The sequence below is a fragment of the Grimontia sedimenti genome, assembly GCF_011045095.1.
Classification (GTDB): domain Bacteria; phylum Pseudomonadota; class Gammaproteobacteria; order Enterobacterales; family Vibrionaceae; genus Enterovibrio; species Enterovibrio sedimenti.
The window spans coordinates 177,360-197,875 of record NZ_JAALDL010000003.1 but is presented as its reverse complement, the minus strand read 5'-3'; the positions used below and the strand labels follow the sequence as shown (position 1 = coordinate 197,875).

Genomic DNA, 20,516 nt, shown 5'->3' with positions numbered 1-20,516 from the left:
TAACCCATAAAGTAAAGGGACGCGATGTCCCTTGCTCTATCTGTTTTTGTTTTTTAAGACCGACTTAATCATTTTTCCGAAGTTCTTGTCTTTCGTTCTCTTTTCAGAGTAAGACATTTGATTAAATTCGGATTCTCTTTTCATCTTGAGGTAGTTCTTATAACGCTGTTCAGATAACTCACCCGTTTCGATGGCTTTCAAAATGGCACAGCCTTTTTCATTCGTATGCGAGCAGTTTTTGAATTTGCAGTTAAGCGATAGCGCTAATATCTCTGAAAAGGTTTCATCTAGCCCCTCATCCACCGACATGCTGCCGAGCTCGCGCATCCCAGGAGTGTCAATAATCAACGCACCGCTCTCTAACTGGACTAACTGACGGCTGGTAGATGCGACAAACGCCCTGTACCAACTGCCCGTCACCACAAATTTAGGAAAGGTATAAAGTTGCTCAAGCAGAATTCTCGACATCGCATTTTTAAAGCTTGTAAATGGCTCTGCCGGGTTTGCCTCTTTGCTGTGTCCTAACCCCTGCAAACCGAACGAGACTGCCATCAAGAACACTGACATCAGCGCAGCTATCAAATCAAGACTAAGTAGTGAAAACACAAAAGATGCAAAGCCTAAGATAAAGCAGGGAACAAAGATGATGTGGATGAGAAGATTTTTCTTCGACTGATGAAATCTTGAATAGCCTTTCCATTGCCATTCAATGAGTTCGTTAAGGGGCATGTGTCCTCCGTGGCTGGTGTGTTTGCCTATCTAAAGGTGAAACTATAAACACGCAAATTTAATTGATGACGGTGATTCCTACCTGACAGATATTGCGCCCTTATCAAGTTTTAAATGCTATGGCCCCGCAGAAGACACGCGAGACACTTCATAACGCTTTATTGTGCTCGGATTTGAAAGACGTGTTGAGCTTTACTGCAACGAAACCCAATCGCTTCATAGAACTTATGGGACTCCACTCTTTGCGCATTGCAGCGGACACGGATTTCACCGTCATTGTTATCCAAAGCATATTCGACAAGCGCACGACCTATACCCTGCCCGCGATACTTTGGCGATACCACCAAACCACCGATTTCATGGAAGCCCTCCGATGCCAATCTTTTGGCATAGAAAAGGTGCAGCCACCCAATAATAGAGCCATTGCGTTCGGTAACATAAATATGGTCATTAGGCGAAGAGAGAATTGCCACAAGGTTCAGGAAGGATTGTTCGGGAGAAAGCTCAGCGTAGCCTAAGTGTTTTGATACCTCGCGAATGCCATCAGCATCCGATTCCGAAGCAGCTCGAATCATGGTTTCAACCTCACAAAAAACCCGCTGATTTCGGCAGCGGGTTATTGGAATTACTTGAAGCTTTTTATCAGGTCGAGATACCGCACTTCATCATCAGCGATTTCGCCATCGGCATCAGAAATTTCTTTGGCCAACGTTTTCGCTTTTTCTGCAGCGCCCAGCTCAGAGAGCTCTTGCATCAGTTGCGACAGGTAGGCTGAAGCTTCCTCATCTGAACCGTCGAGCACGCTGTTAATCTTACCAATGCAGTTACGTTGGAATGATTCCACACTGACAGTCGATTTCCACTCAATGGTTTGCAGAAGCTCGTCCACGTACTTTTGCTCAGCCAATGCCACGCGGTTATCAATCTTGTAGAAAAACGTCGCGAGCTCAATGAGTTTCTCACTTGCACTTTGTTCACTCTCAGCCAGTAATGAAGCCGCTTTACCCTGAAAAACAGCGATAATGTTCATCCTAGTTCTCCTTAACTCATTCTCAGAATCCGATGCGCAGTGGTAATTAAATTAAGTGTCGTTCTGGTTCTATTTCCACCCGCTAACTGGCGTTTACGATAACAAATCTAGCCAACGTGCGGATAGGGAAAGATGCGTGTTCTCCGACACATTATTGAGCAATAGATTTCATTGGGTTAGGTGCTGGGTGTATCGATTTGGCATTCAACAGGGACAGCCGTTACAAGGCCACACCAACAATCATCTGTACCGCCAGCAGCGACAGTAGAACCTTAATCACTTTTACCACAAGCTCGTTTTTTGCCTTGAGGCGGAGCTTTGTACCCAAATAAGAACCAATCACCGCACCCGCCACCATAAAACCAATCACAGAAAGTTCAGAAAGTAGTGATGTGGTGATAACAAGATACACGGGTATCTTTGCAAAGTGGCTGATGGTCATAAACAGCGAGCTTGTCGCAATGATTTCATCTTTGCTGGCTAATATTTTGGTTAGGACACTGAGTCCAAGCGGCCCCGTAGCACCAACGACAAGCCCTAAACCGGTTTGGAGAAACCCGATAAGATAAAAACTCTCATATTTACTAATTGCAGATGAAAAGTGCTTACTCCAAAGGTTAAGCAAGATATAAAGCCCAATTGCCAAAGGCACATATTCCATGGAGATATGCGACAAGCCATAACCAATCACGACCGCACCAAGAACAGAACCGACGAGGAAGCCCGGTAGCAGTTCCCACCTAACCTTGTTCAGTGAAAACAGCATTCTGGAAGAATTGCTCGCCAACTGCACGAGCCCATGGATGGGGATAACAAGACTGGGCGCCAAGAATGAGGGGAGAAAGGAAATCAACAGCATACCACCGCCGAAACCCACTACCGCTGCAACCATTGAAGTCGCTAAAGCGAGTATTCCTAATAGGATTTCGATACTTGAGCCTCCTGCGCAATGACATCATCATAGGTGAAGAGTTTATAGGCGATAGCGCTGCGCCCGCCAGAAAACGGGGAACGCAGCAAGGCATTCACTGAAGCACAGCACTTTGTTAAAGCTAATTTCGTGTTTGTTCTAATAGCTAAATTTCGACTTTATCAAAATACTTAATGGTTGGTGGCGCACGGAGAAAAGAGCCTAACTCTTCTAATATTCCATTCTGTTCAATGAAGTTCAAATACGCCTGATGGCTTTCCACCGTCAACCACTCTTCATCCAAGAACATTTCGCTATTCTTTTCGTCAAATAGTACTTTAACCTGCATATTTCCTTTAAACCCCCTGACATTGGGTAAGTTGTCTTCCAGAAATGGCAGTAAGGTTTGAAACTGATCTGGTTTTACTTGGCAGTTTAGCGTGACTCTAACACTCATTTTTCGCTCCTTTGGGATGAAATCTAAGTGCAGACTAACCAGGCACTCAAAGGCAAACTACCTGCAAACTGCCAAAAATAACGATTTTCAATCTTTCTTATGGCTTTATTTGTTTTGGCGTTACACCATACTTGTGTTTGAACGCCTTAATAAAAGCCGACACGTTTTCATAACCCATCGTCATAGCGACTTCTGTAACGGACAGCTCTTTACCTACCAGAAGCTCTTTAGCCTTAGATAATCTTTTCTCTTGAAGCCATTTTTTGGGTGTTACTTTGTAGTTTTCTTTAAAATCACGATTGAAGCTTGAAAGGCTTCTTCCGGAAAGATGCGCCAAGTCACCAACAGTCAAATGAAGTACATCAAGCGTTTCTAACATGCGCGTGAGGTTTCGTTTAGGAGGGACTCTTTTCTTTGTGGCCAGCAATGAGTTAAAAATGTGCTGACTACCTCTCCATGCAATAAGGTGGAGCAGCTCCTGGAGTTTAACGTTCAAATAGGAAGGAGTGTTTATATCAGATTGAATTGATTGGAAAAAGCTTGAAAAGTCGTGGTTACCTTCCAATAGATAAAAGGTTTCCTTACGCTCATGGCCAGCTAAAGGGCTTTTAATTTTGCGTAAGTAGTCATTGATAACATCATCATCAAAAAACACAAGATACGCTTTAAGTGCTTCTGTTTCTTTAACAAAGTCAGATTGAAGATTTACCCCTTGAGGGAGAAATATAGCAGATCCCGCACTCAACTCGACCATATCGTTGTTGTAGTTTGTGATGACCTCACGACCGCTTTCAACAAATATGAAGCAAGGTGTATTGGTGTAGAATTCAATGTCTACCAAGTCGCGATCAAGGCTCTTATAAAAAATGACTGAGTTTCGATGATGACAAATCACCGTTACATCTTTCATGGCATAAAGAGCTTGTGGTATCACCAGCACGTTTGATTGCGTATGCTCAAAAATTGTTTTCATTTTCGTTTTTCAGGTTTATCGGGGTAATAAGTAACATCTGGTCTTTCTAGAAATGCTTTTGACCCCTTTGAATGGCTTGTTAACTTTCTTACCCGTTTAATCATTCAACGATTCTTTTTCATTGCAGATTTCGTCACAGAACTGCTTAACGACTAACTCCGAACCAACACCACCGATAACTATGCTATGCGATAAGTTGGTAGCGAATGGCCCTTCCCATAACTCATCCAAGGGCCTCGACTGTAAGCTCGTAAGCAGTGTTTTAATCAATGCCGCGTGTGACACGACCAATACCCTTTTACCTACATATTCCTGAGAAATTCTCTTAATACAGGCGGTAGACCGAACTTTTAAGTCGTGAAATGACTCTGCACCGTTCATCCGATAGCAACCAGGTCGATTCCAAAAATCATAATAGTCCGTTGCAAATTGTTCTTTAGCATCACTATGCTTCATGCCTTCCCAAGAGCCCATATTGATCTCTCTTAGCTCATCGGTCTCATATATTGGGATATCTACGTCATTGACTAAGATCTTTGCTGTATCAGAAGCCCTCGAACTTGTTGAGCAAAAGACAGCATCAAAGTTTACGTGCTCTATCTTTTTACGGGCAGCTACAGCTTGAGCCTTTCCAAGTTCCGTAAGCGGCGAATCTTTGAAGCCCTGCATACGGCCTTCAATGTTCCATTCGGTTTCACCATGTCTAAAAATATGAATCTCTGTCACGTAAATTATTCCTGACTTACAACGCCGGATAACTAGAAGCGAACAACCGATCAAGTGGCGAGTGACACCTCACCGAACCAACATTGATCATCGTAAAACGTAATCCCAATTTCACGCTAAAAGTGCCGAGCGCTGCGAATTCAACAGAAGCGCTTGTTACTCATTGAGCCTATGCCAAAGATGAAGTCCGTAGCCGCTTTAATGAATCTGCGATTAATCGTAACCTCTATATCGATTTGAACGTCAAGATAACGGGAAAACAATTGATTAACCCTCTTTTTGAATAGCGCCAGCTTAGGCTAGCCGAATAGTGTCTAATGGCCCTGTCACACGACTGGCAGGCAGCGGTGAGACCGCAGTGAGAGATCTTCTATATGTTTTTGCCGTAAGTAACGACTTAATGGCAGAAGTGACAAAACGAAGTAGACGACTTTGTTATTCGCGAGCATTGGCTGCTAGCGCAGCCAAAAAATGCTATTGCCTATTGACCGGCGAGGGGCTCATATGTGTTAGTTGCCCGTCTCAAAGCCTAGTGCTAACATTTGTACACACCCATATAGGAATAAATCATGGACACTAGGATTCAATTTCGTGTTGATGAAGAAACAAAACGCCTAGCTCAACAAATGGCTGAGAGCCAAGGTCGCACTCTGAGTGACGCATGCCGTGAACTTACTGAGCAACTCGCTGATCAACAGAGAAAAACATTATCTCACGATGCATGGCTAACTGAACAAGTAAACCTAGCATTTGAGAAGCTTGACTCAGGAGAATCCGTTTTCGTTGAGCACCAAACTGCTAAATCTCGAATGGAAGAACGCAAAGCCAGAATCCGTAATCGAGGTAAGCAATGATTTTATGGGAAGAAGAGTCACTTAATGATCGCGAAAAGATCTTCGAGTTTCTCTATGACTTCAACCCTGATGCGGCAGAAAAAACTGACAACCTCATTGAAGCAAAAGTAGAAAACTTGCTTGAACAACCTTTAATGGGTGTACAACGCAACGGCATCCGCGGACGATTACTCATTATTCCTGAGACTTCGATGATTGTCTCTTACTGGGTCGAGGGCGATACCATCCGAGTTATGCGTGTACTCCATCAAAAACAAAAATTCCCTATGGATTGATTGCTTCGTCTGGGGAACTAACGCCCAATTCTAGCGAACCCCCTCAAAATTCCTTTTCTAAACAATAAGAAGGACGCGCGCCGTACCCTTTGATCTAATGAATTTAGCCAAAAACATATTCCAATAAAAAGGATTTACCGATGCGCGATATTCAAATCCTACAAGAGACTCTTACCAAACTTGGCCGCTCTCTTAACACCACGACTACGCCTAAACACGCTATAAAACGGGTCGATAGGCTTCTCGGCAATGTACAGCTACACCGTGAAAAAGATGACATCTATAAATGGAATGTCCGACTTATTACTGGCGCTAACCCTTGTCCTGTCGTTCTTATTGATTGATCTGGCGCGAAGTAAGAAAGCGGCAAACGTACACCATCAGTGAACAGCAATATCGATGGGCTATGCTCGAGTATCAACAACTGACTCATTATTCTGGACTCGGGAAATTATGAGGGGATCCTTCAGCGCCCAGTCAAGGTGTGAAGCACGCGACCGCGACACCTAATTTGACCACCGTAAACACTAAACTTAACTGAAACCAAAAATGCCAAGCGTGCTGAATCACTCTTAAATTGTTTGTTAGCTTGCGTGCCAAAGTGACACATAGATTGCTTATTGCACACTTTAAGACCATAATACCCATGTGACACTTTGACACAACAGGAGATATAATTATGGCTACTACTTTGCCTCGCATCACCGCGAGAGTTGATGTCGATACACAAGACTTACTGACTAACGCTGCCGCGATCGCCGGCATGTCTAGCATCAACTCGTTTGTTCTAAGCGCTGCAATCGAAAAAGCCAAACAAGTCATCGAACGTGAACAGGCTTTAAACCTGAGCCAAGCTGATGCTATGTTGCTGATGGAAGCTTTAGACCGCCCTGCTACACAGAACTCAAAACTTAAAGCTGCTGCTGATCGATACGAGAGCAAAGCTCAATGATGAATACGGTACTTCTAGATAAAGCTAAACACGATAGAAACCGATTCAACTGTGGTATCCAAGCTCTCAATAATTACTTAAAAGTAATGGCGAGTCAGCAAGCAAAAAAAGACAACACGAGAACATTTGTTTTAGAAGATGATAACGACAACTCACATGTCATCGGCTTTTACACGCTAACAATGACACAAATAGACTTAAAGGCATTACCCGATAAGTTACAAAAAAAATACCAATCATCCACCTCTGGTGGTCTGATTGCCCGCCTTGCTGTCGATGACCGATACAAAGGGAAAGGCTTTGGTGAGTGGCTGCTTATTGACGCACTCAGAAAGCTATTAGCTGCAAGTGATAGCGTTGCATTTCCAGTTGTTATCGTTGATGCCAAAGACGGTGCGAAAAACTTCTATAAACGCTATGGTTTTCAAGCATTTGAAGACGCTGAAAATAAACTCTTCATCACCATTGCTGATGTTAGAGCAAGCTTAGGCTAGTTGATCGCTAGTCTTCAGCAAGCTAACGTTGCAATAACGGGCGCTTATCAAACCACCCAAAACTGCTTTAATCTTTTGTATTCAGGCCACTTTGAAAAGCTGCCGCATTGACAAAGCGTCCCGTTCATAACCTTGTTATACAAATGGTTAATTGGATTCTACCTTCTCTTTAAAAACCAGATTTAGCGGCTTGGCTAGAGAGTACATCCACAAACCAAAAGCAACGATGCACCAAATAAATAATGCTAGGGAAAAACTAAACACTGGCCACATTGCCAAGGCTGTTAGCAGACCTGATATGCCCGTCACTGGTGTTTCTTCCCACTTTACAGTCTCCGCGCCAAAAAAAGATGCGATGCCACACATGAAAAAGAACACAAACAGGCTCAGGCTAAAACCGATAAAGAGAATTTTGAAAAGAGACCTTTTCGAGATTTTCTTAACTGTAATTTCCATTTTCATCCCTGTGTTTGGCCAACGAGTTAAAATTTAAACAGCTTCAATAACCAGCTCTGCGTTAGTTTTGCTTGAAGGAGAGGATATGATCACTTTAGTGTTGGGGCTCGGAACTTCAATTGTAAACTCCGCACCAGCAGCAACATTGAATCCAACTTTAACACCATCAATATCTAAGATGATGTCACCTGCATGTTCACTTTTGTTTCTGAAGGTTTTCATAAAATCTCCACTGTGTGGCTGATGTTGTATAACGCCGCCAACATGGGTAGTGCTAGCTGGCGGAAAATTTGTTCCAAATTTTATGACAGCTAGCGCTATCCCCTATGCTTGGCCTTGTTAAATTGATTATTCGCCAACACACAAGTTACTCAAAAATTCATTTAGTGACTTGGCTAGTAGGGTCATGTTGTATTCCCAAGGCTCCCCGTCATAGTTCGCCTCTTCATGATCCCAATAATAGATGTATCCATATTCATGTTCTTTCAATGAAATACAGAATGCATCTCCGCCAGGGCTAGCAGCGAAAGGCAAGTACTCTTGTGGAATCATCCCTACATGCTCTGTAACTTGTCTCACTAAGTCATCATGCTTCGATTCATCTAAAACAGCATAGAAGTAACCAACAAAGTCAAAGTGCTCATCATTATGGCGTACTCCATCTAGGATTGGGCGACCACCATTATTCACTAACAAAAATGACTTATATTCGGTCGGTAATTCAAAGCCAATTTTCCTCTCAACGATTTTAAGGTCGTCAGAAGTTATTGGATCGTGGCTATTCTGAATGATCACGATGCTTCCATATCAATTTAACGCTTGCCGTAAACGGCACAAAATAGCAGGCTAAAATTGGCGACGAAGGAGCACAAGCCTACAGTTTTGTGTCCACGGTTTAACGGCCTTGTTAGCTGCCGTTATTTGATTTCGCTACATAAAACTTATTAAACAATGTAGTACCAGCAAAGAATAGAATACCAAACACACCGATATCAATTAGCAATTTAACTACGTCAAATGGTTCACTAAAAATTGCATATTTAAAGTCAAAAAAGCCAAATACCAATTTAGAGCCTAAATAGGCGAATAAGAATGGAACAAAAACTTCATATTATTTCAATTATCCTTAAAAGTTAATTGTGTGAGGCTAGCAATTTTCACCTCGAGGCTGCTAACGCCCTGTTAAGGTGTGAGCAACGCAATACCGAAGCTCCCGCATACCGTCTTAAACACTAAACCCAACGCATAGTAAAAATGCCATGCGTTGCGAATCACTCTTGAACAGTTTGTTATAACCGTCTACAACAGTGCCTGTAACTTAGTCAAAATAACCTCGGAATATAAACCCGACAAAACACCAATGATTAGCCCACCGACAAAATCCTCAACCGTAATTGCTTTTGTTGTTTCAGGCTTTCTTGATACAAGCAAGCTAACGACTAACCCCAAAGCTATACTACCTAAAAGTACTTCCCAATTGATGGTAGGTAGATCTGTACCAGAAACTAGCGTACTTTTAATAACATACCCAACTAAAGCTCCAATCATTCCCCCAGTTGGAACAGCAAAGGCAGACGGAAGTATTAGAATCCTTGAAGTACTGGAGCGAGTATGCACTACATCATCAGCCATCTTATAAGAAGCCTTAAATGATACATCCATTCTCTTTTGCTTTAACAAATGCGGAGCTCTGAAAGAAAAGGGGAAAGAAATTGTACTCCCCACTGGGAGTGAAACACCTTTCGAAAAGGTTCCATTTTGTGCTTTTTCAAGACGCTCAATAACCCTTTGCAATTTATCTTTATTTATTGCATAGGCTTTAGGTAAAAACGAATCTGTTGATTCAAAGCTTATAACCTCTTTCTCTAGCCGTTCAACGTCCTCCCATTCATCAATTCTTAATGCTTCTTCCGCCCAATAAGGTGTTGTAGGTTGCGATTTTCTTTTTGAAAAAATCGATGCATAAATATCTACGCTCTCAACGAAAAACACTGCCATAGACTCGACGAAAGACATTTTTTACGGCGTTTTCTAGCGTAAGCACTTTCAACCGCTTTTTCCAATTCTCTAATCAGTCGTCTTTTCTTATCTTCCAATTCAGTCAAATTAGTTGCGTCTAAATCATCACCAACTGACAATACTCGACCTGCAGACAACATATTAAAAACTTGCAAATCCAAGATCGGCTGTCCAGAAATGTTAGTAATGTCCAAAGTCATCGAATATTCTTGGCTACCCGCAATATATTCCTGTGACCTTATGTTAATTGCTATGTGTTCCAATTCTTTCATTTTATACTCATAAGGTTATAACGCCGCAAATAACCGGAGCAATGCGAGCGCCAGCGAGTATTGCGTCCGCGTTGATTTGCCTTGTTAGCCTTTTAGCAGCTCAATAGCCTTCACTACATTTGCTGCAATTGGTTTTGCGCTTTCTATTAACGATACCAACTTATTTGAAAAGCTGAGTATTTTTTCTGCATTTGGTGATTCTTCTGAAAACTGCTGCTCAATGTCCTCGACAATAAATTTCGCTACAGATTCATCTTCTGTATTTAGTTCTCCACTTTTAACGAACGTAATCAGTTCTTGTATTGCGGCCAATTTATCATTACTTAATCCATCAATGCTGCCATTAATATTTAAATTGGTACTGTTATCGATAGTGGCGTTTCCGGTTGCCACATTAGCGGAGTGAGTTGCTACGATTGAATTATCGCCTGCATTAATATTTGTCTCATGGTGTTCAACTTGCTTGCTCATCATTTTTTATAGCCAGTAATAATGATGGCAATAATTGCAATTATTAAAAATATATTACCCAATCCTTGAAGTGATGCGGCAGTGCTAACTTTTTCTTTGAAGTCTGGATCACCAAGACCGGTTGGAGCAGAACCTGAGGCTATTATATTTAATAGAAACCAAGCTATTGCTGAGCCTATGGAAACTTTTGTAGAAGTCATCATTACTTATTCTCCTTAAGTGTTAATTGCTAAACTTTAATTGTGGCTAACGTTCGAATAACGGGCGTTTACTAGCACAAACTGTTTGAAACGCCTAAATCATAGTATTTCTTTGAAAAAATGCGCAACGAGTAAACGTCCACGTTTATTTGCTTGTTAGGTGCGGTGCTAAATTCGACCGTACTTGCGGTCTTGGAATTCTCTTCTCTGCTTTGTAATTTCATAAAGCACAATGCCGCTAGAAGTTCCAAGGTTAAGGCTTTCAATGATGCCAAACATTGGGATGCTAACGCAGAGACTGCTTGACTCGATGACCTGCTCACTTAGCCCTTTTGACTCATTACCAAACCATACAGCCAGCCGCTTTTGGGTATAGTCACCCTTACTGAGTTCGACGTTTACTTTTCCTTTCACGTGGGGCGAAGTAGCGATTGATTCAAATTTGTTGCTTTCTAGGTGCTCAATACAGGATTGGGTTGAGATAAACCTTTTAACGAAACTCCATTTAACTGCAGAGGCAGATGGCTTAACAAGCGGATTCCAGTGACGCATATATTGCCAATCATCGGGTAAAGCCCCGCTTTCGTCTACGATGTAAACTTTTTCTGCACCTAAGGCATTTACATTTCTGACAACAGAACCGATGTTTTTAAGTGTTTTAGGGTTTTCCAGAACGACAATAAGGTTCTTGCAGGTAAAATCCTTAATCTCATTCGCTCGCTTACGAAGAGCGCTCTTATCGCTGGAATTGTCCTTCATCATTCGATCTCTCTAGTTTCATAAAGCACATAACGTCCGAATAACGGGCGTTTACTAAACTAAACTGATTGAAACGCCTTAATCACAACGTTTCCATGAAAAAATGCGCCACGAGTAAACGTCCCTCGTTCATTCGCTTGTTATGTTTTTGGCTATATTGAGCTTGTCTTTGCTATCTAATTGATGCTGGCCAGGAAATATCGCAATTATAGAAAAAGCAAACACACAGCCTGCTAAAAATAGTGCTAAGGATGCATGTACAAATGCACCCAGCAATTGCATTCCAATGATTGCTAAAAAAACAGTCAAACCAGTTACAAGCTTACGCCTCCCTGTAAACTCATGCAGCACCCCACAATCCACACATCTGTTCTTTGTCCAATTAAATGAACAAAGAAACCAGCTCAATGATAATCTACTTGAGCAGTTCACACACTTTGGTAGCATAATTACGACTCCTTTCGTAAAACATAACGTTAGCATAACGGGCGCTTACTCACCCAAATTGATTGAAACGGATAAATCACCGCTTTTGATAAAATGCGCCACGAGTAAACGTCCCGTTAATGCTCTTGTTATGGCGAAATTATCTTTTTGCCACAATGCGCATTTCTACCAAGGCATTTTCTGGAATGAATTCAGATACTCCTATAGCAGACCACGCTGGATAAGGAGCTTTCACATACTCATCTTTAACTTTTGAAAACACCTCAATATGCGCCTTTAAGTCAATGTGGAATGTGGTCATTTCAAGAATGTCATCGTAAGTTAGCCCTGCGGCATTGAGGTATACACCTAGTTTATAAAACGCATCGTGGAACTGCTCTTGGGGATCAATGCTGATTGGTTTATCTTTTCTAGCAGCAGTAACGCCGGATAGATAAACCGTTCCATCTGCTTCAATTACAGGTGAAAAGTGCCAATCGTCGAAGTAGTGTTTGAATTGTTCAGGGACAATGGACTTCTTCATATTACCTCTTAGCTATAACGTCGCAATAACGGGCGCTTACCAAACCACCCAGAACTGCTTAATCCCTTGTATTCACAACACTTTGAAAAGCTGCCGCATTGACAAAGCGTCCCGCGTTGATTGCCTTGTTATAGGCCGCAATTCACCAAGCCCCTTTTTATATCAGTTCAAAAGCTGGACACGGTGTTCCTTGATGATACTTCAACTGCCAGCAAGTACCCGTAAAAGCCCAAATTGAACAACGCTTAGCGTAGTCGCGGATTTCACCTGTCGGAGCGACTGAAGCAGACTCATATTTAAGAAGCTGAACCGAAGGTGCTAGTTGAACACATACATAATTCTGCGAATGAACTCTGCAGCCTGTAGGCTCCTCTGAGCTCATCATTTTAACGATTGAAGCGAAGTCAAAACTGACTCCTGACTTACCGACTTCAGAAAAACTAGGATGGATCAATCGCTCAACATCAGCTCGACTTTGACGAACTTCATACCGATGAAGCTCGGTTTCTTGTTCAACTAAAATATCCACTTGCTCTCCTGAACTGACAAGGCATATAACGTCGCAATAACGGGCGCTTACCAAACCGCCCAAAACTGCTTAATCCCTTGTATTCACGACACTTTGAAAAGCTGCCGCATTGACAAAGCGTCCCGTTTATAGCCTTGTTATGTTGACCAACTTACCGGTGCAATTTAAAGACACTACGACATGATAGCTTTGCTTTTGAATAGAGTCTTTTTGCAGGATAAACAAATGTGTTTGTAACGAGGGTCTTCATGAGTGGTCAAAGGCTGAAAGATAACCTTATCAGAACCACAACTGGAACATTTTGCATTCTCAGGATCATCTGTTCTGCACTCAGGGTGAGTTGACAAGTATTCAGAAAGTGTTGGCAATTTTTGCCAATCACCGTCCTGTGGCTTCGAGTACAAGACGAAGTAGTAAAATGCTGCTGCGGCTATGAGAGTTAGAGCTGCGATACCAAAATCCATTTATTACTCCTAATCAAAGAAAACATAACCCCAGCCATAAACGGCGAGTGTGTTTTTCGAGTCCAGCCTCCGGAGGGCGCGATGTTTGATGGCTTTGTTATACAATAGCTTCCATCGCAGCAGACAGTTTCTTGATGTGATTTTTAGCTAATTCTGTGTCGTTTCGACTAAGCCACTTAATGCAATCAAACAATTCCCAGATCAGACCAGCGTCTCCTCGATAATAAGCTGGGAAATCCTCATGTCTAGGTGGTGGTTCGTCAGTAAGCCTCCCCGCCACAATGCCAGATTTATCGAACAATATTTTAAATGGGCGGGAAATGCCAAAATCCTCTGAGACATCTAAGCAGTGTATTTCTGCACTAGACATATCGTTAAATATGTACTTCTTGAAATACCCATTTTCATTGGTGTCATGAAAATCACCGAAGCTGAAAAAAATATCCTTACCCGATTCAAAACGAGAAAAGATGAGAGAAGCAGACTTGTGCAATTCATTTTTCGTGAAAATAAGGATATCAGCATCAGAAACCCGATCCCCAGCACCCGAAGCCAAAGAGCCTAGTAGGACAGCTGCGACCACATCTCGCTCCGGAAAAAATGCAGAGTACACTGATTCAACAAGTTTCTTTTGAATAGGCAAATGGTCAAGATTCAAATCACCCAAACTCAATACAATCTCCTTTTGTATAACAGCTTATTAGCGGGCAACTTGCCCGTTTAGTACAAACCCGGGACGCCCGATTAGTCCGCGTACACTTGTGCCAGTTTACCATATAGTCACTTAAAATCAGTGAGTTAAGTTTTATTGTTGCAACTTGAATGGGATAAAACGGGCGTCCCGTACTAAAAACCAGCTCATTTTTACTATAGACATTGCACTGTTTATTTATACAGATTAAATGTATGAGAAAAATTTAGACTATGTGGGATGATTCGAGCACTCGGATGGTCGAAGCGCTAACTCATTTTGGGCCCATCCTAACCTCCCCTTAGAAAGGGGAAGGAACTAGAGCCTAGCCAAACTCCCCCAACACCCAAGCGCAAACATCATTCGCGGTTAGTCTTTCCAGTTTAACCACTGACAGATGGTGCTTTCTAGCATGAGTCAGCAGTGCAGGCAGGTCAGAAACAATGGTTTCATTGCTTGACATATAAAGGCGTTTTTTGGTTTCTACCGAGACTTCAATCAACTTGAGCAGGTCTGGCATTTTAAGTAGGTGGGCGTCATCAACGGTGATAAATGGATAATCACGCTCAATGATTTGCTGCCATTCTTCATCAGTGATGGTGGTATCTCCACCGCAGTAAGCGAGCTTGGCTTTGGAAACATCAATGGTGAATGGTGTATCGCCATATTGTTCTACCAGAAACTTGGTTTTTTCTGATCGGTTGGGACCAACGACGAGGCTGATATCATGGAGTTTGAGCTGGTTTTGAACCTTGTGCCAGAGCATGTTTTCCCTATATGCAACTGAATTAACTTAAAGAAAATTTATCCTAGTTGCGCTTGCCTAAGAAGTCTAATGATATGAATCTTTTATGTATGTAAAACGGGACATCAACAAGCTTGTTGTGGAATTGTGTCTGTTCTTAGCTGGCGTCTCATTCCTACCCCACCTCGATCTTCTCACCTGTTCTATTCTCACTGGGATTTCTCACTTCTACCAACAGGAAGATCTATGAACGAGCTCGTGTCTCTGGCGCAGCCAGGTGTATTATCTAATCCTACTACCCATGCTGAATTTCTGACTTTCACACTGAAAGATCAGTGGCTCAATATTGACCAGATCAACGAGGCGCTTTCCCAGCTACCGGGCATTGAAAAATCCATCCGACAGAAAGATACCTCTGCCGGCTTGTCTGTCACTATAGGGTTTTCAGCCAACAGCTGGCCGATTCTGTTCCCTGATGTCCCAACACCTTCTGAACTCCATGACTTCCCTGCCTTAGCTGATGGCCCCCGCCTTTTCCCTTCCACGTCGGGCGATATCTTTTTGATGGTGAAATCAGAACGTAAAGACCTCAATTTTCAGGTCGCCAAATACGCAGCGCGTGCGCTGGCAGATGTGGCGGATCTCATTGAAGATATCCAGGGTTTTAAGCATCTGGATAACCGAGACATGATTGATTTTGTTGATGGCACAGAAAACCCTCTAGATGAAGAACGCGCGGAAGCGGTTTTGGTACAGGAAGGCAGTGATAACGAGGTGGGCGGCAGTTATCTCACGGTTCAGCGTTATGTCGACCGTCATCAGGACTGGGATGCTCTACCAACTGAACAGCAAGAAAAAGTCGTTGGCCGCACTAAGATGGATGACATTGAACTGAGTGATGAAGAAAAGCCCGCATGGGCGCACAATGAGAAAAGTAAGGTGGAAGTGGACGGCGAGGAAATCAAAATGTATCGCCAGAACCGTCCTTACGGCAATGCCATTGAGCACGGCACCATGTTTGTCGGATTTGCGGCTTCGGCGTCTGTTGTGGAAACATCATTGAAGCAGATGATCACCGCAGACGAAAACGGAGATTACGACAAGCTGTTGGATTTTGTTGAAGCGAAAACGGGCACTAACTACTTTGTGCCTTCTCAGCGTTTTCTCGACGCGCGATTTGATGATTAGTCACTTTCCACTGTGATATTGGTGGTCACTGAATTGGCAATAAAACAGTGCTTGTGTGCGAGTTGGTGCATTTTGGCGAGCAGTTCAGGGGATGGCTGGTTATCACCGCTGAAGGTTATCGTGGGTTTCAGCACCACGTCAGTGACTGCCGTTCTTCCGTTTTCCAGCTTTCCTAGCGTGCCGATGGCCTCATCGGCATAGCTTTCAACGCTAAAACGCTGCTTCTCTGCCACTGTCAGAAAGGTCATCATATGGCAACTGGCAATGGCAGCGATAAACGCTTCTTCCGGATCGATGGCTTCTTCTTTCGACCGTTCAGACATAACAAAGGGAGAAGGTGAAGCATCAACAGTGATTCCACCATCAAACGTCCATTGGTGAACAAAGCTCGGCTTGCCATCATGGGTTGATGCTTCGCGGTTTTGCCAGTGAATAGCGACTTTATGTTCTGACATTTGTGGTCTGTCCTTGAGCGTTAATCCTTGCTGATAGAAACAAAAACGCCCTGCTATTTAGCAGGGCGTTTTCCGTTGACGCTTACTGGAACTCTTCGCCAGCCGCGGCAACAAAAGCCATCTCAACCAGATAATCTGGGTCTGCCAACTCTGCTTTCACACATGCGCGGCTTGGTGCAGTGCCTTCTTCAAACCAGTTATCCCACACTTCATTCAGGGCTTCCAGGTTGGCGAAATCAGTGATGTAGATGGTAACAGACAGGATGCGGGTTTTGTCTGCGCCGACGGTTGCCAGCATTTCTTCTGCCTGTGCGAAGATTTGTTGTGTCTGGCCTTTGATGTCTGCACTCAGGTCGCTTTCCGGCACTTCTACAAAGTTTGCAATGCCATTGAATACGGTCACATCTGACCAACGTTTTGTAGGGTTAATTCGATGAATTTTCATTGGGTTACTACCAGATTAAGTTTGACGACACATACTAACATTTGATGACTTAGCACGTCATCTAGGTTAGGTTGAATTATCAGCAATCAAAAATTGTTTGGGTATAAATAATTTAATCACACCTTGTTTTAATTATGCATCACTTGAAACAGATAAGGCTCAATCGGAAATTCAGAAAGTTCGCATCGAAATAAAGCGATGTACAAAGTGTCTACAGTCGATAAGGATATCAACACACAATCAATAAGAAGGAAATAAACAATGAAATGTATTTCGTCGGCAACGCTGTTGGCTTTAACCTTGTCTTCTTCTCTCGCCTTTGCTTCTGATAATTACTCTGTTGATAGTGAAGCCTCTTCCATTAGTTTTGCCACCATCAAGAAATCCTACATCGTTGAACCAGCCACTATCAGCGGCATTGAAGGTAGTGTCGACGCCTCGGGTAAGTTCACTGTTGCCGCTCCGCTCTCATCAATATCCACCGGTATTCCTATTCGTAATCAGCGTCTTAACGATCTTTTCTTTGATTCTAAGAAGTTTCCGATGCTGAAGGTAGAGGGACAGGTTTCTATGCAGGATCTAGACAAGTCAGGCGCGCTACTTCAGCAATCAATTCCCGCGACAGTGACTTTATTTGGTAATACCAAAGAGGTAACGTTGGATATGAATATGATTAAAGATGATGACAATATATTCGCTTTCACTTATAAACCTGTCGTTATTAGCGCTACGACTTTTGGTATTCCAGAAGCCAATTTAAAAGCGGTTTCTGAAACAGTTGGGAACATTGATATTTCCAGCACAGTGCCAGTCAATGTTAGTTTGGTGTTTAAAGAAAAATAAAAACTTTCTGTTTATTGAACGCATAAAATTAAAGCCAGCAGATGCTGGCTTTATTATTTAGTCCGACCGAGTTATTTCGCGACAGCGACAAGTGCGTCAGCCAGATAGTCAATGCGTGACTCCGTCAAACCTGCCACGTTGATGCGGCTGTCACCGACAGCGTAGATACCGAAGTCTGAACGCAGTTGTGCAACTTGGTCTTGGCTCAAGCCCAACATGGAAAACATGCCTTTGTGCTGTTTGATGAAATCAAAACGGTCATCACCTGTGCGCTTCGCCAACGCAGCACTCAAACCTTCACGCAGTGTAATGATTCGTCCGCGCATCGCATCCAGCTCGTCTTTCCATTGCTTGGTCAGTTCATCGCTGGTCAGAATGGTTTCTACAATCGCAGCACCGTGATCAGGCGGCATGGTGTACGTTGCGCGCGCCAGTTGGAGAATGCGCCCTTTTGCATTACCCGCTTCTTGTGCGTTTTTGCCAATAACAATCGCGGCACCTGTGCGTTCACGGTACAAACCAAAGTTTTTCGAGCAAGACGTCGCGATCAGCATTTCTTCTACTGAATCCGCGAGCAGGCGCAGGCCGTTTGCGTCTTCTTCTAAACCATCACCAAAACCTTGGTAAGCAATATCAACAAACGGCGTAAAGCCATTCTTCTGTGCCAGATCATTAATCGCCTGCCAGTGCTCAGGGCGAATGTCTGCCCCTGTCGGGTTATGACAACAGCCGTGCAGAAGCACCACATCATCAGGACCCGCTTTTGACAGTGCATCAATCATGGCATCGGCATCAACCTGCTTGGTCTCGGCGTTGAAGTAAGGATAAAACTTCACGGTCAGGCCAGCCGCTTCCATCACGGGTTTGTGGTTCACGTAGCTTGGGTTGCTGATCCATACCGTGGTGATAGGTTTTGCCAGATACATTAAATCTGCCAGCATACGCAGCGCACCGCTTGCACCCGGAGTTTGCACTGCTGCACTGCGTGAATAGCCGTCTGTACCTTTAAGAAGAAGATCTGTCATCGCCTGGTTGTAGGCTTCACTGCCCGCCAGACCGACATAGCTTTTGGTGGTTTGAGATTCGGCCAGTTGTTGCTGTGCTGCTTTCACCGCCTTCATGATAGGGGTGTTGCCCTGGCTGTCTTTGTAAACGCCAATACCAAGGTCCATTTTTTCGGCGCGGTTGTCTTCGCGGAACGCGACGGAGAGAGACAAAATTGGGTCTTGTAGCGCCGGAGATAGCAGATCTAACATTCGATAACTTCCTTATTTAACGGCCGTGCTGTTTGCTAATAAAGCTACATTACTAAAAGCTCAGCGCCGCGCAACTAAAAAAGCGCAACCCAATATCAATGGATTGCGCTTTTGACTGTAAATTCGTCAAGTGTGATTTACTACTCGAGAATTTCCGGCTTCGGCTGCACATATTTTCGACTGACATCAACGACCGCGACATCTTTTAAATATGTCCTTCCCAACAGCACAGGGAAATTCAGGTGGTGTCTGTCACGCAGCGTAAATTCTGTGGTTTCAGTGACATCCCCAATGGTGATTGGCATTTCGACCACGTAACGACGATCATACCCTTCGGCGCTCGACTGGATAATGCGTACGGTTCTGATGACAGGCAATTCCATCAAGTCGGTTTGCTTGTCGTCATGCGCCAACCGGAAACGTACCCACTCTTCTCCATCTCGCTCAAATTCTTCGATATCAATAGCACTGATAGAGGAAGTTGTTGCCCCTGTATCCACACGGGCTTTAGCGACAACGTTGATCTTGTCAACTCTGACCCACTCTTTCTCACCCATCACCAGTTTTCCGTCTGGCAGGTGTTCATAGCTGTCTGGTGAGTTGTCTGGTGAACTGGCCGCAAAAGCGACTGAGATAGAACCCATAACGAGGAAGATTAAGAAGGCAGCAATACGATGTTTCATTGCGATGTCCTTGTAGTTAAAGCAAATTCATAGAGATGGACAGTGCGGATTGTTGAAAGTTTCTTTGTTGATGGTGACGAAGCCAGAATACATGATGTTTCTGAACTTTGCCTGACCAAACTAGATGTTGAGTATAACAACGCCGCATTGAAGCGGCGTTGGAAATGAGACTAGCAGTTTGCAACCGTACCTTTGTTAACGTGGTGTCAAACGGTGCACAACCTGATTCGAACTGCCTCGCCAAGGTAGCGAAGGATCGGCTAATGCTTTCTCGAATTTACCGTCCACCAGCACATCCACATAGTTCACCACTTCACGCTGTTCGTCGGAGAGGTTTGCTAATGTATATCCCGTCCACATCCAAATGTCTTTGCCTTCGCATTCGTTTCTCACGCGTTGAACCAGCCTAAGAACGCTCTGTAGATTGGCAGGAAGCAGCGGGTCACCACCGCTGATCGACAATCCACGACGCTTGATGCGAGTGTCATTCAAATCCGCAATGATGCGATCTTCCATCGCCTGATCGAAAAGCTCGCCAGACGATGGTGACCAGGTGCTTTGGTTATAGCAGCCTCGGCATTGGTGCTCGCACCCTGACACAAACAAGGTGCAACGTGTGCCTTCGCCGTTAACCACATCAACCGGATAATACTGGTGGAAGTTCATTCTC

The 20,516-nt window shown here is 43.6% G+C and carries 32 protein-coding genes and 1 pseudogene; 7 read left to right on the top strand and 26 right to left on the bottom strand.

The window, feature by feature from the left end:
* Positions 1-36: 36 nt before the first annotated feature.
* From G5S52_RS23850 to G5S52_RS06340, 7 genes are all read right to left on the bottom strand, one after another.
* The gene (locus G5S52_RS23850) at positions 37-729 is read right to left on the bottom strand and encodes a ribosome small subunit-dependent GTPase A (protein ID WP_165012295.1); all 693 of its coding nucleotides are present in this window, start codon (positions 727-729) and stop codon (positions 37-39) included.
* Between the two features lie 158 nt (positions 730-887).
* Positions 888-1,304 (bottom strand): GNAT family N-acetyltransferase, encoded by a 417-nt coding sequence (locus tag G5S52_RS06365; protein ID WP_165012294.1) that lies wholly within the window; start codon positions 1,302-1,304, stop codon positions 888-890.
* A 50-nt stretch (positions 1,305-1,354) separates the two neighbouring features.
* A complete protein-coding gene (locus G5S52_RS06360) occupies positions 1,355-1,759 on the bottom strand; it encodes a hypothetical protein (protein ID WP_165012293.1) in 405 nt (134 codons plus the stop codon).
* A 220-nt stretch (positions 1,760-1,979) separates the two neighbouring features.
* Positions 1,980-2,672 (bottom strand): TSUP family transporter, encoded by a 693-nt coding sequence (locus G5S52_RS06355; protein WP_368737456.1) that lies wholly within the window; start codon positions 2,670-2,672, stop codon positions 1,980-1,982.
* Positions 2,673-2,835: 163 nt separating this feature from the next.
* A complete protein-coding gene (locus tag G5S52_RS06350) occupies positions 2,836-3,126 on the bottom strand; it encodes a putative quinol monooxygenase (RefSeq protein WP_165012291.1) in 291 nt (96 codons plus the stop codon).
* 97 nt (positions 3,127-3,223) lie between these two features.
* Positions 3,224-4,099 carry a helix-turn-helix domain-containing protein gene (locus G5S52_RS06345; protein WP_165012290.1) on the bottom strand — a complete coding sequence of 292 codons (876 nt, stop codon included), beginning with the start codon at positions 4,097-4,099 and terminating at the stop codon, positions 3,224-3,226.
* Positions 4,100-4,195: 96 nt separating this feature from the next.
* Complete coding sequence (locus G5S52_RS06340; RefSeq protein ID WP_165012289.1) at positions 4,196-4,825, bottom strand: histidine phosphatase family protein; 630 nt, start codon at positions 4,823-4,825, stop codon at positions 4,196-4,198.
* Between the two features lie 569 nt (positions 4,826-5,394).
* Here G5S52_RS06340 and G5S52_RS06335 point away from each other — a divergent pair.
* The 5 genes and pseudogenes from G5S52_RS06335 (at position 5,395) to G5S52_RS06315 (ending at position 7,400) form a co-directional block, all read left to right on the top strand.
* Positions 5,395-5,679: a type II toxin-antitoxin system RelB/DinJ family antitoxin gene (locus G5S52_RS06335; protein ID WP_165012288.1), complete on the top strand. Its 285-nt coding sequence runs from the start codon at positions 5,395-5,397 to the stop codon at positions 5,677-5,679.
* Positions 5,676-5,954 carry a type II toxin-antitoxin system RelE/ParE family toxin gene (locus tag G5S52_RS06330; protein WP_165012287.1) on the top strand — a complete coding sequence of 93 codons (279 nt, stop codon included), beginning with the start codon at positions 5,676-5,678 and terminating at the stop codon, positions 5,952-5,954. Before G5S52_RS06335 ends, G5S52_RS06330 begins: the two co-directional genes overlap by 4 nt.
* Before the next feature lie 167 nt (positions 5,955-6,121).
* Positions 6,122-6,295: pseudogene (locus G5S52_RS24300) on the top strand (IS4 family transposase); the annotation flags it as partial.
* A 338-nt stretch (positions 6,296-6,633) separates the two neighbouring features.
* Positions 6,634-6,906 carry a type II toxin-antitoxin system TacA family antitoxin gene (locus tag G5S52_RS06320; RefSeq protein WP_165012286.1) on the top strand — a complete coding sequence of 91 codons (273 nt, stop codon included), beginning with the start codon at positions 6,634-6,636 and terminating at the stop codon, positions 6,904-6,906.
* Positions 6,903-7,400, top strand: a complete 498-nt coding sequence (locus G5S52_RS06315) for a GNAT family N-acetyltransferase (protein WP_165012285.1) — start codon at positions 6,903-6,905, stop codon at positions 7,398-7,400. Before G5S52_RS06320 ends, G5S52_RS06315 begins: the two co-directional genes overlap by 4 nt.
* Before the next feature lie 147 nt (positions 7,401-7,547).
* Here the strand turns inward: G5S52_RS06315 and G5S52_RS06310 are convergent, their stop codons facing one another.
* The 14 genes from G5S52_RS06310 to G5S52_RS06240 all read right to left on the bottom strand — a co-directional run bounded on the left by G5S52_RS06310 (position 7,548) and on the right by G5S52_RS06240 (position 14,997).
* Positions 7,548-7,862, bottom strand: coding sequence for a hypothetical protein (locus tag G5S52_RS06310; protein ID WP_205743793.1), 315 nt, complete (start codon positions 7,860-7,862; stop codon positions 7,548-7,550).
* Positions 7,863-7,889: 27 nt separating this feature from the next.
* Positions 7,890-8,078, bottom strand: coding sequence for a hypothetical protein (locus G5S52_RS06305; RefSeq protein ID WP_165012283.1), 189 nt, complete (start codon positions 8,076-8,078; stop codon positions 7,890-7,892).
* Positions 8,079-8,204: 126 nt separating this feature from the next.
* Positions 8,205-8,651: an SMI1/KNR4 family protein gene (locus G5S52_RS06300; protein WP_165012282.1), complete on the bottom strand. Its 447-nt coding sequence runs from the start codon at positions 8,649-8,651 to the stop codon at positions 8,205-8,207.
* Between the two features lie 504 nt (positions 8,652-9,155).
* On the bottom strand, positions 9,156-9,854 hold the full coding sequence (locus tag G5S52_RS23840) for a hypothetical protein (RefSeq protein WP_038193009.1): 699 nt from the start codon (positions 9,852-9,854) through the stop codon (positions 9,156-9,158).
* On the bottom strand, positions 9,827-10,147 hold the full coding sequence (locus G5S52_RS06285) for a hypothetical protein (protein WP_165012281.1): 321 nt from the start codon (positions 10,145-10,147) through the stop codon (positions 9,827-9,829). Before G5S52_RS06285 ends, G5S52_RS23840 begins: the two co-directional genes overlap by 28 nt.
* A gap of 84 nt (positions 10,148-10,231) precedes the next feature.
* The gene (locus G5S52_RS06280) at positions 10,232-10,621 is read right to left on the bottom strand and encodes a hypothetical protein (protein WP_165012280.1); all 390 of its coding nucleotides are present in this window, start codon (positions 10,619-10,621) and stop codon (positions 10,232-10,234) included.
* Positions 10,618-10,821 carry a hypothetical protein gene (locus tag G5S52_RS06275; protein WP_165012279.1) on the bottom strand — a complete coding sequence of 68 codons (204 nt, stop codon included), beginning with the start codon at positions 10,819-10,821 and terminating at the stop codon, positions 10,618-10,620. The genes G5S52_RS06280 and G5S52_RS06275 overlap by 4 nt, the downstream gene beginning before the upstream one ends.
* Positions 10,822-10,986: 165 nt before the next feature.
* A complete protein-coding gene (locus G5S52_RS06270; RefSeq protein WP_235956115.1) occupies positions 10,987-11,580 on the bottom strand; it encodes a TrmH family RNA methyltransferase in 594 nt (197 codons plus the stop codon).
* 126 nt (positions 11,581-11,706) lie between these two features.
* A complete protein-coding gene (locus tag G5S52_RS06265) occupies positions 11,707-11,985 on the bottom strand; it encodes a hypothetical protein (protein WP_165012278.1) in 279 nt (92 codons plus the stop codon).
* Between the two features lie 178 nt (positions 11,986-12,163).
* Positions 12,164-12,547 carry a RidA family protein gene (locus G5S52_RS06260; RefSeq protein WP_165012277.1) on the bottom strand — a complete coding sequence of 128 codons (384 nt, stop codon included), beginning with the start codon at positions 12,545-12,547 and terminating at the stop codon, positions 12,164-12,166.
* 157 nt (positions 12,548-12,704) lie between these two features.
* Entirely contained in the window at positions 12,705-13,076 is a 372-nt protein-coding gene (locus G5S52_RS06255) for a nuclear transport factor 2 family protein (RefSeq protein WP_165012276.1), read from the bottom strand.
* A 173-nt stretch (positions 13,077-13,249) separates the two neighbouring features.
* On the bottom strand, positions 13,250-13,540 hold the full coding sequence (locus G5S52_RS06250) for a hypothetical protein (protein ID WP_165012275.1): 291 nt from the start codon (positions 13,538-13,540) through the stop codon (positions 13,250-13,252).
* A gap of 97 nt (positions 13,541-13,637) precedes the next feature.
* Positions 13,638-14,213 carry a nucleotidyltransferase domain-containing protein gene (locus G5S52_RS06245; protein ID WP_165012274.1) on the bottom strand — a complete coding sequence of 192 codons (576 nt, stop codon included), beginning with the start codon at positions 14,211-14,213 and terminating at the stop codon, positions 13,638-13,640.
* Between the two features lie 343 nt (positions 14,214-14,556).
* A complete protein-coding gene (locus G5S52_RS06240; RefSeq protein ID WP_165012273.1) occupies positions 14,557-14,997 on the bottom strand; it encodes a hypothetical protein in 441 nt (146 codons plus the stop codon).
* Between the two features lie 225 nt (positions 14,998-15,222).
* Between G5S52_RS06240 and G5S52_RS06235 the strand changes: the two genes are divergently transcribed.
* Positions 15,223-16,164: a Dyp-type peroxidase gene (locus G5S52_RS06235; protein ID WP_165012272.1), complete on the top strand. Its 942-nt coding sequence runs from the start codon at positions 15,223-15,225 to the stop codon at positions 16,162-16,164.
* Here the strand turns inward: G5S52_RS06235 and G5S52_RS06230 are convergent.
* The gene (locus tag G5S52_RS06230) at positions 16,161-16,619 is read right to left on the bottom strand and encodes an OsmC family protein (RefSeq protein ID WP_165012271.1); all 459 of its coding nucleotides are present in this window, start codon (positions 16,617-16,619) and stop codon (positions 16,161-16,163) included. The genes G5S52_RS06235 and G5S52_RS06230 overlap by 4 nt on opposite strands.
* A gap of 82 nt (positions 16,620-16,701) precedes the next feature.
* Complete coding sequence (locus G5S52_RS06225) at positions 16,702-17,064, bottom strand: RidA family protein (RefSeq protein WP_002536081.1); 363 nt, start codon at positions 17,062-17,064, stop codon at positions 16,702-16,704.
* A gap of 261 nt (positions 17,065-17,325) precedes the next feature.
* Here G5S52_RS06225 and G5S52_RS06220 point away from each other — a divergent pair, with 261 nt between their 5' ends.
* Complete coding sequence (locus G5S52_RS06220) at positions 17,326-17,907, top strand: YceI family protein (RefSeq protein ID WP_165012270.1); 582 nt, start codon at positions 17,326-17,328, stop codon at positions 17,905-17,907.
* A gap of 71 nt (positions 17,908-17,978) precedes the next feature.
* Here the strand turns inward: G5S52_RS06220 and G5S52_RS06215 are convergent, their stop codons facing one another.
* The 3 genes from G5S52_RS06215 to nrdG form a co-directional block, all read right to left on the bottom strand.
* On the bottom strand, positions 17,979-19,163 hold the full coding sequence (locus G5S52_RS06215) for an amino acid aminotransferase (RefSeq protein ID WP_165012269.1): 1,185 nt from the start codon (positions 19,161-19,163) through the stop codon (positions 17,979-17,981).
* A 140-nt stretch (positions 19,164-19,303) separates the two neighbouring features.
* Positions 19,304-19,846, bottom strand: coding sequence for an ATP-dependent zinc protease family protein (locus tag G5S52_RS06210; protein ID WP_165012268.1), 543 nt, complete (start codon positions 19,844-19,846; stop codon positions 19,304-19,306).
* Positions 19,847-20,041: 195 nt separating this feature from the next.
* Positions 20,042-20,512 carry an anaerobic ribonucleoside-triphosphate reductase-activating protein gene (gene nrdG / locus G5S52_RS06205; RefSeq protein WP_165012267.1) on the bottom strand — a complete coding sequence of 157 codons (471 nt, stop codon included), beginning with the start codon at positions 20,510-20,512 and terminating at the stop codon, positions 20,042-20,044.
* Positions 20,513-20,516: the final 4 nt, after the last annotated feature.

What these genes read in the sequence shown, in the direction of transcription:
- G5S52_RS23850 (WP_165012295.1), bottom strand. Translation starts at nt 729, where the DNA reads ATGCCCCTTAACGAACTCATTGAATGGCAATGGAAAGGCTATTCAAGA.
- G5S52_RS06365 (WP_165012294.1), bottom strand. Translation starts at nt 1,304, where the DNA reads ATGATTCGAGCTGCTTCGGAATCGGATGCTGATGGCATTCGCGAGGTA.
- G5S52_RS06360 (WP_165012293.1), bottom strand. Translation starts at nt 1,759, where the DNA reads ATGAACATTATCGCTGTTTTTCAGGGTAAAGCGGCTTCATTACTGGCT.
- G5S52_RS06350 (WP_165012291.1), bottom strand. Translation starts at nt 3,126, where the DNA reads ATGAGTGTTAGAGTCACGCTAAACTGCCAAGTAAAACCAGATCAGTTT.
- G5S52_RS06345 (WP_165012290.1), bottom strand. Translation starts at nt 4,099, where the DNA reads ATGAAAACAATTTTTGAGCATACGCAATCAAACGTGCTGGTGATACCA.
- G5S52_RS06335 (WP_165012288.1), top strand. Translation starts at nt 5,395, where the DNA reads ATGGACACTAGGATTCAATTTCGTGTTGATGAAGAAACAAAACGCCTA.
- G5S52_RS06330 (WP_165012287.1), top strand. Translation starts at nt 5,676, where the DNA reads ATGATTTTATGGGAAGAAGAGTCACTTAATGATCGCGAAAAGATCTTC.
- G5S52_RS06320 (WP_165012286.1), top strand. Translation starts at nt 6,634, where the DNA reads ATGGCTACTACTTTGCCTCGCATCACCGCGAGAGTTGATGTCGATACA.
- G5S52_RS06315 (WP_165012285.1), top strand. Translation starts at nt 6,903, where the DNA reads ATGATGAATACGGTACTTCTAGATAAAGCTAAACACGATAGAAACCGA.
- G5S52_RS06310 (WP_205743793.1), bottom strand. Translation starts at nt 7,862, where the DNA reads ATGAAAATGGAAATTACAGTTAAGAAAATCTCGAAAAGGTCTCTTTTC.
- G5S52_RS06305 (WP_165012283.1), bottom strand. Translation starts at nt 8,078, where the DNA reads ATGAAAACCTTCAGAAACAAAAGTGAACATGCAGGTGACATCATCTTA.
- G5S52_RS23840 (WP_038193009.1), bottom strand. Translation starts at nt 9,854, where the DNA reads ATGGCAGTGTTTTTCGTTGAGAGCGTAGATATTTATGCATCGATTTTT.
- G5S52_RS06285 (WP_165012281.1), bottom strand. Translation starts at nt 10,147, where the DNA reads ATGAAAGAATTGGAACACATAGCAATTAACATAAGGTCACAGGAATAT.
- G5S52_RS06280 (WP_165012280.1), bottom strand. Translation starts at nt 10,621, where the DNA reads ATGATGAGCAAGCAAGTTGAACACCATGAGACAAATATTAATGCAGGC.
- G5S52_RS06275 (WP_165012279.1), bottom strand. Translation starts at nt 10,821, where the DNA reads ATGATGACTTCTACAAAAGTTTCCATAGGCTCAGCAATAGCTTGGTTT.
- G5S52_RS06270 (WP_235956115.1), bottom strand. Translation starts at nt 11,580, where the DNA reads ATGATGAAGGACAATTCCAGCGATAAGAGCGCTCTTCGTAAGCGAGCG.
- G5S52_RS06260 (WP_165012277.1), bottom strand. Translation starts at nt 12,547, where the DNA reads ATGAAGAAGTCCATTGTCCCTGAACAATTCAAACACTACTTCGACGAT.
- G5S52_RS06250 (WP_165012275.1), bottom strand. Translation starts at nt 13,540, where the DNA reads ATGGATTTTGGTATCGCAGCTCTAACTCTCATAGCCGCAGCAGCATTT.
- G5S52_RS06240 (WP_165012273.1), bottom strand. Translation starts at nt 14,997, where the DNA reads ATGCTCTGGCACAAGGTTCAAAACCAGCTCAAACTCCATGATATCAGC.
- G5S52_RS06235 (WP_165012272.1), top strand. Translation starts at nt 15,223, where the DNA reads ATGAACGAGCTCGTGTCTCTGGCGCAGCCAGGTGTATTATCTAATCCT.
- G5S52_RS06230 (WP_165012271.1), bottom strand. Translation starts at nt 16,619, where the DNA reads ATGTCAGAACATAAAGTCGCTATTCACTGGCAAAACCGCGAAGCATCA.
- G5S52_RS06225 (WP_002536081.1), bottom strand. Translation starts at nt 17,064, where the DNA reads ATGAAAATTCATCGAATTAACCCTACAAAACGTTGGTCAGATGTGACC.
- G5S52_RS06220 (WP_165012270.1), top strand. Translation starts at nt 17,326, where the DNA reads ATGAAATGTATTTCGTCGGCAACGCTGTTGGCTTTAACCTTGTCTTCT.
- G5S52_RS06215 (WP_165012269.1), bottom strand. Translation starts at nt 19,163, where the DNA reads ATGTTAGATCTGCTATCTCCGGCGCTACAAGACCCAATTTTGTCTCTC.
- G5S52_RS06210 (WP_165012268.1), bottom strand. Translation starts at nt 19,846, where the DNA reads ATGAAACATCGTATTGCTGCCTTCTTAATCTTCCTCGTTATGGGTTCT.
- nrdG (WP_165012267.1), bottom strand. Translation starts at nt 20,512, where the DNA reads ATGAACTTCCACCAGTATTATCCGGTTGATGTGGTTAACGGCGAAGGC.